This is a genomic window from Mycobacterium sp. E3305, from assembly GCF_001666785.1.
GTDB lineage: Bacteria > Actinomycetota > Actinomycetes > Mycobacteriales > Mycobacteriaceae > Mycobacterium.
Window position 1 is genome coordinate 1 of record NZ_LZJA01000042.1, and the last position, 13748, is coordinate 13748.

16 protein-coding genes are annotated in these 13748 nt (G+C 69.7%); 5 read left to right on the top strand and 11 right to left on the bottom strand.

Annotation, left to right across the window (positions count from 1 at the left end):
• The 9 genes from A5701_RS04525 to A5701_RS04565 all read right to left on the bottom strand — a co-directional run.
• Window positions 1–658, bottom strand: a 658-nt coding sequence (locus A5701_RS04525; protein ID WP_231972766.1) for an AMP-binding protein, incomplete at its 3' end; no start/stop codon positions are given.
• Window positions 659–726: 68 nt separating this feature from the next.
• Window positions 727–1029, bottom strand: coding sequence for a DUF3349 domain-containing protein (locus tag A5701_RS04530; protein ID WP_067275226.1), 303 nt, complete (start codon window positions 1027–1029; stop codon window positions 727–729).
• Window positions 1030–1085: 56 nt separating this feature from the next.
• Window positions 1086–1385, bottom strand: coding sequence for a hypothetical protein (locus tag A5701_RS04535; RefSeq protein ID WP_067749160.1), 300 nt, complete (start codon window positions 1383–1385; stop codon window positions 1086–1088).
• Window positions 1385–2626, bottom strand: coding sequence for an inorganic phosphate transporter (locus A5701_RS04540; protein ID WP_067749164.1), 1242 nt, complete (start codon window positions 2624–2626; stop codon window positions 1385–1387). The genes A5701_RS04535 and A5701_RS04540 overlap by 1 nt, the downstream gene beginning before the upstream one ends.
• Before the next feature lie 97 nt (window positions 2627–2723).
• Window positions 2724–3131, bottom strand: coding sequence for a VOC family protein (locus tag A5701_RS04545; RefSeq protein WP_067749167.1), 408 nt, complete (start codon window positions 3129–3131; stop codon window positions 2724–2726).
• A 29-nt stretch (window positions 3132–3160) separates the two neighbouring features.
• On the bottom strand, window positions 3161–4057 hold the full coding sequence (locus tag A5701_RS04550) for an SDR family oxidoreductase (protein WP_067749170.1): 897 nt from the start codon (window positions 4055–4057) through the stop codon (window positions 3161–3163).
• 104 nt (window positions 4058–4161) lie between these two features.
• Window positions 4162–5064: a 1,4-dihydroxy-2-naphthoyl-CoA synthase gene (locus tag A5701_RS04555; protein ID WP_067749172.1), complete on the bottom strand. Its 903-nt coding sequence runs from the start codon at window positions 5062–5064 to the stop codon at window positions 4162–4164.
• Complete coding sequence (locus A5701_RS04560; RefSeq protein WP_067749175.1) at window positions 5061–5525, bottom strand: nitroreductase family deazaflavin-dependent oxidoreductase; 465 nt, start codon at window positions 5523–5525, stop codon at window positions 5061–5063. The genes A5701_RS04555 and A5701_RS04560 overlap by 4 nt, the downstream gene beginning before the upstream one ends.
• Before the next feature lie 11 nt (window positions 5526–5536).
• Complete coding sequence (locus A5701_RS04565; protein WP_067749178.1) at window positions 5537–6460, bottom strand: aldo/keto reductase; 924 nt, start codon at window positions 6458–6460, stop codon at window positions 5537–5539.
• Between the two features lie 82 nt (window positions 6461–6542).
• Here A5701_RS04565 and A5701_RS04570 point away from each other — a divergent pair, with 82 nt between their 5' ends.
• Window positions 6543–7091 (top strand): TetR/AcrR family transcriptional regulator, encoded by a 549-nt coding sequence (locus tag A5701_RS04570; protein WP_067749182.1) that lies wholly within the window; start codon window positions 6543–6545, stop codon window positions 7089–7091.
• Between the two features lie 71 nt (window positions 7092–7162).
• On the opposite strand, the gene fadD8 is transcribed toward A5701_RS04570, so the two are convergent.
• The gene (gene fadD8 / locus A5701_RS04575) at window positions 7163–8764 is read right to left on the bottom strand and encodes a fatty-acid--CoA ligase FadD8 (protein WP_067749185.1); all 1602 of its coding nucleotides are present in this window, start codon (window positions 8762–8764) and stop codon (window positions 7163–7165) included.
• Window positions 8765–8819: 55 nt separating this feature from the next.
• Complete coding sequence (locus A5701_RS04580) at window positions 8820–9443, bottom strand: PadR family transcriptional regulator (protein WP_067749189.1); 624 nt, start codon at window positions 9441–9443, stop codon at window positions 8820–8822.
• A gap of 61 nt (window positions 9444–9504) precedes the next feature.
• Between A5701_RS04580 and A5701_RS04585 the strand changes: the two genes are divergently transcribed.
• The 4 genes from A5701_RS04585 to A5701_RS04600 all read left to right on the top strand — a co-directional run bounded on the left by A5701_RS04585 (window position 9505) and on the right by A5701_RS04600 (window position 13729).
• A complete protein-coding gene (locus A5701_RS04585; RefSeq protein WP_067749192.1) occupies window positions 9505–10329 on the top strand; it encodes a maleylpyruvate isomerase N-terminal domain-containing protein in 825 nt (274 codons plus the stop codon).
• Window positions 10330–10356: 27 nt separating this feature from the next.
• A complete protein-coding gene (locus A5701_RS04590; RefSeq protein WP_067749196.1) occupies window positions 10357–11961 on the top strand; it encodes an amidohydrolase in 1605 nt (534 codons plus the stop codon).
• Window positions 11962–12023: 62 nt separating this feature from the next.
• Window positions 12024–12950, top strand: coding sequence for an o-succinylbenzoate synthase (locus A5701_RS04595; protein ID WP_369807385.1), 927 nt, complete (start codon window positions 12024–12026; stop codon window positions 12948–12950).
• The gene (locus A5701_RS04600; RefSeq protein WP_067749201.1) at window positions 12947–13729 is read left to right on the top strand and encodes an alpha/beta fold hydrolase; all 783 of its coding nucleotides are present in this window, start codon (window positions 12947–12949) and stop codon (window positions 13727–13729) included. Before A5701_RS04595 ends, A5701_RS04600 begins: the two co-directional genes overlap by 4 nt.
• The last annotated feature ends 19 nt before the right edge of the window (window positions 13730–13748 follow it).

Genomic DNA, 13748 nt, shown 5'->3' on the forward strand with positions numbered 1-13748 from the left:
GCTGGTGGCCACGCAGCTGGCCAAGGCGCTGACCGACCCGGCGGCCGCCGCCGCGCTCGCCGAACTGGACGCCGTCCTGCTCGGCGGCGGCCCGGCCCCGCAGGGGGTGCTCGACGCCGCCGCGGCGGCCGGCGTCGCCGTGGTGCGCACCTACGGGATGAGCGAAACCGCGGGCGGTTGCGTGTACGACGGTGTGCCGCTGGACGGCGTCCAGTTCGGCGAGCGCGGCGGCGGCCGCCGGGTCGGTCAGCGCCTTGGCCAGCTGCGTGGCCACCAGCGACGTGTATCGCCGGCCCGATCCCAATCGTTCTATCGCGCTGGGTAATTCGGCGACATCGAAGCCTGCGGAGACGTCCAGCTCGACGGGCGGCGAGCCGGCCAGCGCGCTGCGCACCAGCACCTGCAGCCCGGCGATGTGATGCGGCGGCAGCGCCAGCAGCCAGCGGCCCGGGCCGCCGAGGCGGTCATGGGTGGCCGTCGCGCTGGCCGTCAACGCGGTCGCGCTGAGCAGCGCCCCCTTGGGGGCGCCCGTGGTCCCCGACGTCGTCACCACCAGGGCGACGTCGTCGTCGATGGGTTCACCGACCCGCAGCCCGGCCGTCAGCTCCTCCGAGCCGGGCGCGAGCGCGACCAGAGCGGGGTCGCGCCCGTCCAGCACGCGTTCCAGGGCGGGTAACAGCGACGAGACGGCCGAGCCCGGCGGGACGGTGAGTGCGCGCAGTAGGGCTATGCGGGGTCCTCGACCTCGTCCGCGTCGTCGAACGGCCACCCCTGGGCCGCCAACCGCACCCGCACCCGCTCGACGTCGTCGGGCGAGGGCAGGTTGTCGGTGATCTGTGTGATCAGGACGCCGATGTCGACATCGTCGAACTCGCCCCGGCTGATCAGCTCGCAGGCGACGGCCTTGACCTCGTCGTTGGACAGCCGGCGGGCCAGCAGCGCGAGCACCGGGAAGGTGTCCGTCGGCGGGACGCCTTCCGGGTATCCCGCGCGCAGCCACGAGACGATCGAATTGAGAAATCCGTTCACGCTGGTACAGCTCCCCCCGGTGTCCGGCTCGGTGACGCGGTGGGCATCATTCGATGCTACTTGGGCTTGGCTCCGAGGAAGGCGACACCGGTGTGGTGGGCGATGAAGTCCCGGGAGATGTACGCCAGGGCGAAGGCGATCGCCACGATCACCACCGCATAGATCAGCCAGGCGAGCGCCAGCAGTGCCGGATTCTTCTGTGACGAGCCGCCCTCGGTGCCGGCCTGCCCGGCGCCCACCGCGTGGAACCGCAGCCCCAGGGCGAACAGCCCCGGCAAGGCGGCGCCGGCCAGCATCGAGAAGAGCAGGATCTTGAGGGAGGCCTGGTAGTTGAACCAATCGCCGAAGTGACTCATCAAGCGTTCGCCTTCATCGTGGGGTCGTCGGAGTCGTACCGGCCGGTCGTGCCGCTGCCGTTCGTCGGGGGAACGCTCGATGGCGGCCGGTGCTCGGCGGAGTCCTCCAGCCCGGCGGTCAGGTCGCCCTTCCATTCGGCGTTGACGTTGTTGTGGTCGACCTTGACCTTGCGCGACCGGATGTAGATGGTGGCGGAGACCGCGACCAGCAGCGCGAAGCCGACGATGGCGCCGGGGTAGCCGCCGATCAGGTGCACGATCCAGTAGGTGACCGCACCGACCAACCCGGCCAGCGGCAGCGTCACCAGCCAGGCGACGCCCATGCGGCCGGCGACTCCCCAGCGGACCTCGCCGCCGGGCTTGCCGAGCCCGCTGCCCAGCACCGAGCCGGTGCACACCTGCGTGGTCGACAGCGCGTAGCCGAAGTGGGCCGACAGCAAAATCACCGCGGCCGAGGAGGACTCGGCCGCCATGCCCTGCGGCGACTGGATCTCGACCAGGCCCTTGCCCAGCGTGCGGATGATCCGCCAGCCGCCCAGGTAAGTGCCCAACGCCATCGACACCGCGCAACCGACGATGACCCACAGCGGCGGCATGGAGGCGTTCTTGCTGACCGAGCCGTAGGACATCAGCGCCAGGAAGATGATGCCCATCGTCTTCTGGGCGTCGTTGGTGCCGTGCGCCAGCGAGACCAGCGACGCCGACCCCCATTGGCCGTACCGGAAGCCGGCCTCGGTGCGCTTGGTGGGGATGCCGCGGGTGATCCGGTACACCAGCCAGGTCGCCACCGCCCCGACCACGATGGCCAGGATCGCGGAAACGACGGCGGGGATGATCGCCTTGGAGACCACGCCCTTCCAGATCACCCCGTGCGCGCCGACGGCCGCGATGGTGGCGCCGACGATGCCGCCGATCAGGGCGTGCGACGAGCTCGAAGGGATGCCGAGGAGCCAGGTCAGCAGGTTCCACACGATGCCGCCGACCAGGCCCGCGAAGACCAGCTCGAGCGTCACGATGTGCCCGTCGATCAAGCCCTTGGCAATCGTGGCGGCGACGGCGGTGGACATGAACGCGCCCACGAGATTGAGCACCGCGGACAGCGCGACGGCCGCCTTGGGCTTGAGCGCGCCGCTGGCGATCGAGGTCGCCATCGCGTTGCCGGTGTCGTGGAAGCCGTTCGTGAAATCGAAAGCCAGTGCCGTGATTACGACAATGATCAGAAGGAACAATTGGATGTTCACAGCGCCCGATTCTGGTGGTAGGGGGATTCCATTGTCGAATGCAGCAAGACCCGAATCGCGGATGTACCTAGACTCGTCGCCAGATGTTACCTCTCAGTTAACCGGACTTTCCCGCTCGTTCACCCCGGGTGTCGCGCCGTAACGGGTGGTCCGGCGGGATCTGGACGAAGATCAGCGTGATTCCGTCCGGGTCGGTCACGTGCATTTCGTATAGGCCCCATGGCTCTTGGCGCGCCTCGCGGGCGATCGCCACGCCCCGGCTCTGCAACTCGGCCTGGGTGGCCTCGATATCGCGCACCTGCAGCCACAGCGCGCCGGGGAAGGGGCCGCGGGAGTGGTCCGGTGATCCGTAGCCGGCGAGCTCCAGCAACGACTGGCCCGCGAAAAACACTGTGCCGCCGCCGTACTCGCGGGCTATTGCGAGCCCGATCTGGTCCCGGTAGAAGGCCAACGACTGCTGATAGTCCGCCGGCCGGAACAGCATCCGGCTGGCCAGGATCTCCATAGCGTCGTGTCTATCACGTCGCTGTGGGCTCAGTCGCCTTCCGCGCGATTCGGCTGGATCCGCTGCCGCTGCATGAGCGTGTTGACCAGCCGGGGGCCGAAGGTGTCCAGGGCCTTGGCCGCGATCGCCATCCGCGGCGCGATCCGCACCGGCCGGGTGCGGGCCGCGGTCAGCATCCATTCGGCGGCCTCCTCCGACGTGAGCGCCGGCATGCCCTCGTACGCCTTCGTCGGCGCGATCATCGGCGTGGCCACCAGCGGGTAGTACAGCGTCGTCGAATGCACACCCTTGGGGCCCCACTCCGTCTCCACGACGCGGCTCACCGCCGACAGCGCCGCCTTCGACGCGTTGTAGACCGCGAACAGCGGCGACGCCTCCGACAGCACTCCCCAGGTGGAGACGTTGATGACGTGACCGTCGCCCCGTTCGAGCATCCCGGGCGCCAGCCCGCGGATCAGCCGCAGCGGCGCGTAGTAGTTGAGCGTGATGGTCCGTTCGACGTCGTGCCACCGCTCCAGCGACTCGGCCAGCGGCCGCCGGATCGAACGGCCGGCGTTGTTGATCAGGATGTCGACCCCGCCGAGGCGCTTTTCGACGTCGGCGACCAGCGCGTCGACGGCGTCCATGTCGGAAACGTCGCACGGCAATGCGACCGCGCTGCCGCCCGCCGCGGTGATCCGTTCCGCGAGCGCGTCGAGCAGGTCCTCACGCCGGGCGACGACGGCGACCGTCGCGCCCTCGCGGGCCAGCAGTTCGGCCGCGGCCTCGCCGATGCCCGACGAAGCCCCGGTGAGCAGGATGCGCTTGCCGTCGAGGTCGACCGGCTTGATGGCGGGCCGGTTGACCAAGACCTGCGGGGTCATCGGCGGCCGCATGGTGGCCAGCACCAGCTGATCGGTGAAACGGCGAAGGGGACTCTTGCTCACGGGGGGAGAGTCTAGGGGCGGGCCCGAATTGGCCGAGTGTCACGCCAGCGTGGCGTTGGCCGTCGAGCGTCACGCCAGCGTGACCCTCCTAAATCGTGACCCTCCTAGAAGTAGCGGGGGAACCGGCTCCAGTCGGGCGGCCGCTTCTCCAGGAAGGCGTCGCGGCCCTCGACTGCCTCGTCGGTCATGTACGCGAGCCGGGTGGCCTCACCCGCGAACAGCTGCTGACCCACCAGCCCGTCGTCGAGCAGGTTGAAGGCGAACTTGAGCATCCGTTGCGCCTGAGGCGATTTGGCGTTGATCTCGGCCGCCCACTCGATGCCCGCCCGCTCCAGGTCGGCGTGGTCGATGACGGCGTTGACCGCGCCCATCTGGTGCATCTGCTCGGCGGTGTACGCGCGGCCGAGGAAGAAGATCTCGCGGGCGAACTTCTGGCCCACCTGGCGCGCCAGATACGCGCTGCCGTAGCCGCCGTCGAAGCTGCCGACGTCGGCGTCGGTCTGCTTGAACCGGGCGTGCTCGCGGCTGGCCAGGGTGAGGTCGCACACCACGTGCAGGCTGTGCCCGCCGCCGGCCGCCCACCCGTTGACCAGGCAGATGACCACCTTGGGCATGAACCGGATCAGCCGCTGCACCTCGAGGATGTGCAGCCGCCCGGCGCGGGCGGTGTCCACGGTGTCCGCCGTGTCGCCGCTTGCGTACTGGTAACCGCTGCGCCCGCGGATGCGCTGGTCGCCGCCGGAGCAGAACGCCCAGCCGCCGTCCTTGGGCGACGGGCCGTTACCGGTCAGCAGGACCACCCCGACGTCGGGGGACATCCGGGCGTGGTCGAGCACGCGGTAGAGCTCGTCGACGGTGTGCGGACGGAACGCGTTGCGCACCTCGGGCCGGTCGAACGCCACCCGGACCGTCGCGTCGGTGACGTGGCGGTGATAGGTGATGTCGATCAGCCCGTCGAACCCGTCCACGGGCCGCCAGGCCGTCGCGTCAAAGGGATTGTCGCTCATGGCGTTTCAATCGGCTCGAAGCGAAACACCGCGCAGCGGCCGGCCAGGGCCTCGAACTCCTCGGGGCGGCCCTCGGTGACCAGCCCCGCCCGCTTCATGAAGCCGACGCCCGTCGGCACCTCGGTCGGAAAGAGCCGCAGGATCGGACGCGCGTCCTCGGCCGGCAGCTCGGCCACCCGCACCTTCTGCACGTGCCGGCCGCGCGCGATCGTCGCCTCACCGGCGGCCCGCACGTTGGCGACCCAGTCGGCGCCCGGGAACCCGGCGACGACGTACTGCCGGCCGTCGACCGTCATCGGGGTCACCGGGGTCGAGCGCGGCGCTCCGGACTTGCGGCCCTTCACCGTCAGCACGACGGGGCTCTCGCCGCCGAAACTCATACCCAGCCGCGACATCTGGATGAAGACCTTGTTGGCCGGCTTCAGCCACCACGGCGGTTTGATCGATTTGCCGCTTCCCATACTCAGCGACGTTACCTCTGGACGGACTCCACACGATGGGGCTGGGGCTCGGTTGTGCCGATGGCGTCCAGCCTTTCCAGCGCCTCGGCATCCAGGGTGACGTCGCCGGCGCCGAGGTTTTCCTCGAGGTGCCCGACGGATCGCGTGCCCGGGATCAGCAACGTGTTCGGCGCGTGCGCCAGCAGCCACGCCAAGCCGACCTGGGCGCCGGTGACCCCGAGCCGGCCGGCGATCTCGGCCACCACCGGATGGTCGGCGACCTTCGGGAAACCGGGAAACGACGATCCCAGCGGGAAGTAGGGCACCCACGCGACACCCGCTGCGGCGCAGAGCTGCAACGTGTCCTCCTGCGAGCGGTCCAGCGCGCTGTAAGCGTTCTGTACGCAGACGATGCCCGCCGGCAGCGCGCGCCGCACCACGTCCACCGGCACGGCGCTGATGCCGATCGCGCCGATCTTGCCCTCGTCGCGCAGCGCGATCATCTCGGCGAGCTGGTCGTCGACGTCCACCTGCTGATCGCCCTCGGCGGCCACGCCGGGGCCGAGGTCCATGCGCCGCAGGTTGACCACCGGGACGCAGTCCAGGCCGAGCTGACGCAGGTCGTCCTCGACCGCGGCGCGCAGCTCGGCGGGCTTTTGCGCCGCCGCCAGCGGCATGGGCTGTTCGCCGGTGAAGCGCGCGCCGACCTTGCTGACGATGACGAGGTCGTCGGCGTAGGGGAACAGCGCCGCCCGGATCCGCCGGTTCACCTCGCCCGGGCCGTAGAACGACGCCGTGTCGACGTGGTTGACCCCGAGCTCGACCGCGCGGCGCAGCACCGCGGCCGCGTCCTCGACGGATGGGGCCTCGAACAACTGCATTGCGCCGTAGCCGATGCGCGCGACGGTCGACCCGCCGATGCTGCCGGGACCGCCTGGCCGTGGTGTGTCCGTCATGGGTGCTCCCTCGTGCCACACTGGAGAAGATGCGGAGGGTCCTCCGCTTATTTGAGCGTAGCAGAAACGGAGGAGCCTCCGCTTGGCCGAGATCCGATCGGACGCGCGCCGCAATCGCGAGCGGCTAATCGAGGTGGCGACGGCGGCGTTCGCCACCGCCGACGGGCGACCGGTGTCGCTGGAGGCCATCGCCCGCGAGGCGGGCGTCGGGATCGGCACGCTCTACCGCCATTTCCCGAATCGAGAGGCGCTGGTGGAGGCGATCTACCGCGCCGAGCTCGACGAAGTGGCCGCGACGGCCGAACGGCTGCTCAAGCGCCACCCGCCCGAGACGGCGTTGCGCCGCTGGATGGACCGCTACGCGTCATTCGTGGCCGCCAAGCGTGGGATGGCGGAGTCGTTGCAGGCGATCTTCGCCTCCGGCGCAATGCAGGCCAACCAGACTCGGGACAGCATCGTCGGCGCGGTCGACCTGCTGTTGCGGGCCGGCGCCGAGGACGGCAGCCTGCGCGCCGACGTGCAGGCCGACGACGTGGTGTCGAGCCTGATCGGCATCTTTTTGGCCAGCGGCTCGCCGGAGCAGACCGGCCGCATGCTCGACCTGCTGGTCGCCGGCATCGCCGCCGCCTGATCACCGAGCGTCACGCCAACGTGACGGCAGCCGGCGAGCGCCACGCTGGCGTGACGCTCGAGCCGAAAGACTCAGCCGACGGCGCGGTCGGCGCCCTCCCAGAACCGCGCGCGCACGGCCTTCTTGTCCGGCTTGCCCAGCGCGGTCACCGGCACCGAGTCGACGACGATCACCTGCTTGGGCGATTGCACCGAACCCTTGCGCTCCTTGACGGCGGACTGGATCTCGACGGTCACCCGCGCCACCGACTCCTCATCGGAGGGGTGGTCGGGCCGCAGCACGATCACGGCGGTGACGGCCTCGCCCCACTTCTCGTCCGGGGTGCCGATCACGCACACCTGCGCGACGGCCGGGTGCTCGGCGACGACGTCCTCGACCTCGCGCGGGAACACGTTGAACCCGCCGGTGACGATCATGTCCTTGACCCGGTCGACGATGAACCAGAAGCCGTCCTCGTCCTCGCGGGCCATGTCACCGGTGTGCAGCCAGCCGTCCTTGAACGTCTTGGCGGTCTCCTCCGGCAGGTTCCAGTACCCGCCGCTCAAAAGCGGCCCGGACACGCAGATCTCGCCGACCTCACCCTGCGGCACCGGCTTGCCGTCGGCGCCCAGAAGCGCCGTGCGGGCGAACAGGGTGGGCCGCCCGCAGGAGGTGAGCCGCTTCTCGTCGTGGTCCTTCTTGGCCAGATACGAGATCACCATCGGGGCCTCGGACTGCCCGTAGTACTGGGCGAAGATCGGCCCGAAGCGGCGGATGGCCTCGGCCAGCCGCACCGGGTTCATCGCCGAGGCGCCGTAATAGACCGTCTCCAGCGACGACAGGTCACGGGTGTGCGAATCCGGGTGGTCCATCAGCGCGTAGATCATCGACGGCACCAGCATGGTCGCGGTGATCTTCTGCTCCTCGATCACCCGCAGCACCTCGGCCGGGTCGAACTTGGTCAGCACCACCAGCTCGCCGCCCTTGATGATCGTCGGCACGAAGAACGCCGCCCCGGCATGCGACAGCGGGGTGCACATCAAAAAGCGCGGGTTCTCCGGCCACTCCCACTCGGCCAACTGGATCGTGGTCATCGTGGTGATCGACTGCGCGGTGCCCAGCACGCCCTTGGGCTTGCCGGTGGTGCCACCGGTGTAGGCCATCCCCCCGATGTGATCGGGCGGCAACTCGGCCGCCACCAACGGCTTCGGCGGATACTTCGCCGCCTCGGCCACCAGGTCCACCGCGGAATCCCCGAGCGCCTCGGGGACCGGCCCGATGGTCAGGACCTGCTTGAGGCCGGGCACCTTCTCCAGCAGGCCCAGCGCCCGCTCGACGAACATCGGGTTGGGGTCGATGATCAGCGACGTCACGCCGGCGTCGTTCAGCACGTAGGCGTGGTCGTCAAGGGAGCCCAGCGGGTGCAGGGCCACCCGCCGGTAGCCCTGGGTCTGGCCGGCGCCGATGATCATCAAAACCTCGGGCCGGTTCAGCGACAGCAGCCCGACGGTCGCGCCGGTGCCCGCACCGAGCGCCTCGAACGCCTGGATGTACTGGCTGATCCGCTCGGCGAGCTGTCCGCCGGTCAGCGTGGTGTCGCCGAGGTATAGCACCGGCTTGTCCTTGTTGCGCTTGAGCGCACCGACGGTCAGGTGTCCGGAATGAATGGGATGGCGCAGCAGCTCGTCACTCATGTGGCCAAGACTAGAACGTGTTGCAGTTTTAGTCAGCCACCCCCTCGAAAGACGCCTAGGGGTCGGGCTGGGCAAGTATGCGCTGCCACCGTTGTCGTCCCCTTGCCGTGAGGCCGACGTCGCGGGTGTCGGGCCACTCCTCGATTTCCGCGATTGTCTGTTCGCACCATGCGATGACATTTCGGTAGAACTCGGCGATGAACGTCGCCTCGGGTTCCACGAGGTGAAGCCGCTCCGGAAAAGGTCCACCCGTGTGCAGGAGCTCTTCGATGAGCGCCTTGCCCTTGGCATGCATCTCGCGCGCCTCGCGGGCGGTGGCTTCGAGTGACTCGCGCAGGTCGTGCTTGGTTGCCTGGTCTCCGAGAAACAGCCGGAGGAATCCCTCCGCTTCGACCACCGGCACGGCCGGCTGGGTGCCGAACCAGTCCTCAAGTGCCGCACGGCCTTCCGGGGTGATGGTGTACCGAGTGCGTTGACGGCGACGGCCCTCGACTGTCTCGGCGCTGGCGTGACCGCGCTCGACGAGCCGCTTGAGCTCCGCGTACAGGTGAGCCTCCGACCGCGGCCAAAAGAAGTGCACGCCGCGTTTGATCTGGGCGACGATCTCGTACGCCGTCCACGATCTGATGCCGAGCAGACCGAGAAGCGCGAAAGATGTCGTGGTGGGTTTCGAGGCCATCCCTTGACAATACTCAATCCTGGAGTAATTTACCTCCAAACTGGAGTATTGGAGGTGCAGGATGAACGACACCGACCACGTCGCGCTTGTCGACACCACCCGCGACGAACTGAGGGATCGCATCGGGCGGGCGCGGGACCGCTTCGACCGGTTGATCCGCACCGCCGACCCGCATGCCCCCGTTCCCGGCTTGGACTGGACTGTTCAGCAGGTCGTCGCTCACGTGCTATCGGTCGCGCACCGCTACCAGGCGTTTGCTGAAGGACGGGACTTCCGCCGCGCCGCCTACCCGCGCGAATTGGACGAAATCAACCGCGTCGAGCTCAACGCGTTGTTGGCGCCAGTCGGCGAAATCGCCGACCAGATCAGCGATCTCGCCCCCGTCATGGACGCGTTCTTCGATACTTGCTCGAACGACCTTGTGTACGAGGCCCATTGCGGCGCCTTCGCGGACGGCATCACGCTGCAGACGAACTGGCTCGGTGAGTTGATCCTCCACGGGCGGGACGTCGCGCGGGCGACCAGGACGCCGTGGGAGGTTGAGGAACGCGACATGCTGCTCATCGCACGCGGTCTCATGCAGCTTGGCGAGGGGCCGGGATACGTGCGCGCGGGGTTGCCCGCCGGCACCGATGTCTGTGTCGCCTTCAAGCTCCCCGGTGCGCGCCCTTATGTGATCCGTATTCACGACGGTGCCGCGGAAATGCGCGAGCGCCGGCCCGCGGATCGCCCCGACGCCGTGCTCAGGATGCCCGCTTCGACATTGTGCGACATGCTCTACCAGCGCATCGGTCCGCTGACCGCTGCTCGCAGGGGCCTGATGATCGTCGGCGGGCGCCGGCCGTGGAAGGCACTCAAGCTGCAGTCCTGTTTCGAACGCCTCTGACACCCCGGAGCACTAGCATCCCTGCACATGGCCGCTGCAGATCTCGTCGTCACCGGAACCGTACTGACCGTCGACGAAAAACGGCCCACCGCCGAGGCGCTCGCCGTCGCCGACGGCCGCATCGTCGCCGTCGGCAGCCGGTCGGAAATGAACGACCACATCGGGCCCGACACCAAAACGCTCGATTTCGGGGACGGCTGCGTCATGCCGGGATTCGTTGAGGCGCATGGCCATCCGCTGATGGAGGCGCTGGCGCTGTCGGACCGGATCGTCGACATCCGGCCTGTCACGTTGCCGGCCGCCGACGACGTCGTCGCCGCGGTGCGGCGCGAGGTCGCCGCCAGGGGAGCGGACGGCGCCTACCTGAACGGCTGGGACCCGCTGCTGCAGTCCGGGTTGCCGCAGCCGACGCTGGCGTGGCTGGACGAGATCGCGCCGGACGGGCCGCTGATCATCATCCACAACTCCGGGCACAAGGCGTACTTCAACTCGCACGCGGCCCGCCGCGCCGGCCTGACCCGCGACACCGCCGATCCCAAGGGCGCGCGGTATGGCCGCGACGTGCACGGCGAGCTGGACGGCAGCGCTGAGGAGACCGGCGCGGTGTTCCCGCTGCTGGCCGGGGCCATCGCGCCCGGCGACTACCCGGCGATGCTGCTCGCCGAATGCGCGCGGCTCAACCGCGCCGGCCTGACCACCTGCTCCGAGATGGCCTTCGACCCGGCGTTCGGGCCGGTGGTCGAGCGGCTGCGCGACCAGCTGACGGTCCGGTTGCGCACCTACGAGATCTCCAACCCGCAGATGCGCACCGACGCCACCCCCGGCCAGGGCGACGACATGCTGCGCCAGGTCGGCATCAAGATCTGGGTCGACGGCTCGCCGTGGGTCGGCAACATCGCCCTATCCTTCCCCTACCTGGACACCGACGCCACCCGCACCATCGGCGTGCCGCCCGGTTCCTGCGGGCACGCCAACTACACCCGCGAACAGCTGAGCGAAATCGTCGGCGCCTACTTCCCGCTGGGCTGGCCGATGGCCTGCCACGTACAGGGCGACGCCGGGGTGGACACCATCCTCGACGTCTACGAGGAGGCCCTGCGCCGACACCCCCGCGACGACCACCGGCTGCGGCTCGAGCACGTCGGCGCCATCCGGCCCGAGCAGCTGCGGCGCGCCGCCGACCTCGGGGTCACCTGCAGCATCTTCGTGGACCAGATCCACTACTGGGGCGACATCATCGTCGACGGCCTGTTCGGTGCCGAGCGCGGATCCCGTTGGATGCCAGCCGGTTCCGCGGTCGCGACCGGCATGCGCATCTCGTTGCACAACGACCCCCCGGTCACGCCCGAGGAGCCGCTGCGCAACATCAGCGTCGCGGTCACGCGCACGGCGCCCAGCGGCCGGGTGCTGGCGCCCGAGGAGCGGTTGACCGTCGAGCAGGCCATCCGCGCGCAGACCATCGACGCGGCCTGGCAGTTGTTCGCCGACGACGTGACCGGCTCGCTGGAGGTGGGCAAGTACGCCGACCTGGTGGTGCTGTCGGCCGATCCGCGGACCGTGCCGCCCGAGCAGATCGCTGATCTGGACGTGCGCGCGACGTTTCTCGCGGGCCGCCAGGTCTACGGGCAGTGACGCCCACGCGCCCGCCCCGCCTGCAAGACCTCTTGGACCGCCTGCACGTGGTCGCGTTGCCGATGCGGGTGCGGTTCCGCGGCATCACCACCCGCGAGGTCGCGCTGATCGAGGGCCCCGCGGGCTGGGGCGAGTTCGGCGCCTTCCTGGAGTACGCCCCGCCGGAGGCCGCGCACTGGCTGGCGGCCGGCATCGAGGCCGCCTACCGCCCGCCACCGCCGCCGCGCCGGGACCGCATCCCGATCAACGCCACCGTCCCGGCCGTCGACGCCGCCCGGGTGGGCGAGGTGCTGGCCCGATTCCCGGGCGCCCGCACGGCCAAGGTGAAGGTCGCCGAGCCCGGCCAGACCCTGGCCGACGACGTGGACCGGGTCAACGCCGTGCGCGACCTCGTGCCGACCGTGCGCGTGGACGCCAACGGCGGCTGGAGCGTCGAGCAGGCGGTGCGAGCAGCTCAAGCCCTGACCGCCGACGGCCCGCTGGAATACCTCGAACAACCCTGCGCGACCGTCGAGGAACTCGCGGCGCTGCGCCGGCGGCCAGAGCTGCCGGACGTGCCGATCGCCGCCGACGAAAGCATCCGCAAGGCCGACGACCCGCTCGCGGTCGTCCGCGCCCGCGCCGCCGATATCGCGGTGCTCAAAGTCGCTCCGCTGGGCGGTATTTCGCCCATGCTCTCGATCGCCGCGCAGATCGACATCCCGGTCGTGGTGTCCAGCGCGATCGACTCGGCGGTGGGCATCGCGGCCGGGCTGGCCGCCGCGGCGGCGTTGCCGGTGTTGCGCCACGCGTGTGGGCTGGGCACCGGCGGGTTGTTCGTCGAGGACGTGGCCGAGGTCGCAGCGCCCGTCGACGGCACCCTGGCGGCGGGGGCGGTGACCCCGGATCCGGCGCGGTTGCGGGCCCTGGCCGCGCCCCCGGAGCGACGGCAGTGGTGGATCGACCGGGTCACGGCCTGCCACCCGCTCCTTGTACCGTCGTCCGAGTGATCAACCTGGCTTACGACGACCGCGGCTCCGGCGAGCCCGTGGTTTTCATCAGCGGCCACGGCGGCGCCGGGCGGACCTGGCACCCGTATCAGCTGCCGGCGTTCCTGGCCGCCGGCTATCGCGTCATCACCTTCGACAACCGCGGAATCGGTGCCACCGAGAACGCCCAGGGTTTCACCACGCAGACGATGGTGGCCGACACCGCGGCGCTGATCGAAGGGCTCAACGCCGCCCCGGCCCGCATCGTGGGGATGTCGATGGGGGCGTTCATCGCCCAGGAACTCATGCTCGCCCGGCCCGAATTGGTCAGCTCCGCGGTGTTGATGGGCACCCGGGGCCGCATGGACAAGGCGCGCCAGTTCTTCCGCGACGCCGAGGCCGAACTCAGCGACGCCGGCGTCCAGTTGCCGAACTCCTACGACGCGAAAATCCGTCTGTTGGAGAACTTCTCGCGCAAGACGCTCAACGACGACGTCGCCGTCGCGGACTGGATCGCGATGTTCTCCATGTGGCCGATCAAGTCCACCCCGGGCACCCGCTGCCAGCTGGACGTCGCCCCGTACACCAACCGGCTGCCGGCCTACCGCAGCATCACGACGCCGGTGCTGGTGATCGGCTTCTCCGACGACGTGCTGACACCGCCCTACCTGGGGCGCGAGGTCGCCGACGCGCTGCCCAACGGGCGTTACGTGCAGATTCCCGACGCCGGCCACCTCGGGTTCTTCGAACGCCCGGACGCCGTCAACGAGGCGGCGCTGAAGTTCTTCGCCGGCAACTGAGGGCGCGCCCAACGCCGGC

Bases quoted from the DNA above. Each gene is read 5' to 3' on its own strand.
- A5701_RS04535 (WP_067749160.1), bottom strand. From the start codon at position 1,385: ATGAGTCACTTCGGCGATTGGTTCAACTACCAGGCCTCCCTCAAGATC.
- A5701_RS04545 (WP_067749167.1), bottom strand. From the start codon at position 3,131: ATGGAGATCCTGGCCAGCCGGATGCTGTTCCGGCCGGCGGACTATCAG.
- A5701_RS04555 (WP_067749172.1), bottom strand. From the start codon at position 5,064: ATGAGCGACAATCCCTTTGACGCGACGGCCTGGCGGCCCGTGGACGGG.
- A5701_RS04560 (WP_067749175.1), bottom strand. From the start codon at position 5,525: ATGGGAAGCGGCAAATCGATCAAACCGCCGTGGTGGCTGAAGCCGGCC.
- A5701_RS04565 (WP_067749178.1), bottom strand. From the start codon at position 6,460: ATGACGGACACACCACGGCCAGGCGGTCCCGGCAGCATCGGCGGGTCG.
- fadD8 (WP_067749185.1), bottom strand. From the start codon at position 8,764: ATGAGTGACGAGCTGCTGCGCCATCCCATTCATTCCGGACACCTGACC.
- A5701_RS04580 (WP_067749189.1), bottom strand. From the start codon at position 9,443: ATGGCCTCGAAACCCACCACGACATCTTTCGCGCTTCTCGGTCTGCTC.
- A5701_RS04585 (WP_067749192.1), top strand. From the start codon at position 9,505: ATGAACGACACCGACCACGTCGCGCTTGTCGACACCACCCGCGACGAA.
- A5701_RS04590 (WP_067749196.1), top strand. From the start codon at position 10,357: ATGGCCGCTGCAGATCTCGTCGTCACCGGAACCGTACTGACCGTCGAC.
- A5701_RS04595 (WP_369807385.1), top strand. From the start codon at position 12,024: ATGCGGGTGCGGTTCCGCGGCATCACCACCCGCGAGGTCGCGCTGATC.